A 1022-nucleotide genomic window follows, 5' to 3' on the forward strand; every position below is an offset into this window, starting at 1 on the left:
AACCAATGCTCGTTCAGGCATTCATCGCGGAACCGCCCGTTGAAGCTCTCGATATAGGCATTCTCCACCGGCTTGCCAGGCCGAATGAACGACAGCGTGACACCGGCCTCGTAGGCCCATGCATCCAGCACCTTACCAGCGAACTCCGGCCCGTTGTCGACCGTGATGGATGCGGGTAAGCCTCGCATCTCCTTGAGCCGCTCGAGCACTTGCTGCACTCGTAAGCCCGGCAGCGACGTATCGACCTCGATGGCCAAGCACTCGCGCGTGTAGTCGTCGACCACGTTCAGGCATCGAAACCGCCGACCATAGGCCAGCCCGTCAGAAACGAAGTCCATCGACCAGCTCTGATTCGGGCCTGTTGGTAACGGCAGCGGCGTGCGCTCGACAGCCGCGATACGCTTGCGTCGCCGCTTGCGCACGCTCAGTCCCGCCTTGCTGTACAGGCGCCAAATGCGCTTGTGGTTGGCCAAGCAGCCATCCCGCTGCAACAGCACGTGAATCCGGCGATAGCCGTAGCGGCGCTTCTGCGCGGCAATGGCCACCATCCGGCCAGTCAGCGCTTCGTCGTCAACTCGGCGGCGTGATTCGTAGTGGAACAGCGAGCGCGAAATCCCTACCAGCCCGCAGGCTCGGGTAACACCCATGGCGCGTTCGGTCATCAAGATTCGGACCGCTTCGCGCTTGGCCTGCGGGCTTGCTACTTTCGAGCCAGCAGGTCCTTCAGCGCGGCGTTGTCGAGCATTGATTCGGCCAACAGGCGTTTGAGCTTGTTGTTCTCCTGCTCCAGTTCCTTCAGGCGCTGCGCTTCGGAGACCGTCATCCCGCCGAACTTCGCTTTCCAGTTGTAGTAGGTTGCTTCCGAGATGCCGTACTTTCGGCACAGCTCCGCCGGCTTCAGGCCAGCCTCAGCTTCCTTCAAGATGCCGATGATTTGTTCTTCGGTGAATCGCTTTTTCATTGCCGTTCCTCTCTGGAACGGACTCTACACCGTCACCGTACTAAACGCGGGGAGCAGGTCA

At 60.7% G+C, this 1022-nt stretch carries 2 protein-coding genes; both read right to left on the bottom strand.

From position 1 onward, the window contains the following. Nucleotides 1-662 (bottom strand): IS3 family transposase (locus tag HWX55_RS35885; RefSeq protein ID WP_244140711.1); only part of this gene is annotated, 662 nt, incomplete at its 3' end. A 38-nt stretch (nt 663-700) separates the two neighbouring features. After that, nucleotides 701-961: a transposase gene (locus HWX55_RS36280; protein ID WP_011546520.1), complete on the bottom strand. Its 261-nt coding sequence runs from the start codon at nt 959-961 to the stop codon at nt 701-703. Nucleotides 962-1022 lie beyond the last annotated feature (61 nt).

It is taken from the genome of Burkholderia sp. BCC1047 (assembly GCF_902833155.1).
In the GTDB taxonomy this organism is placed as follows: domain Bacteria; phylum Pseudomonadota; class Gammaproteobacteria; order Burkholderiales; family Burkholderiaceae; genus Burkholderia; species Burkholderia sola.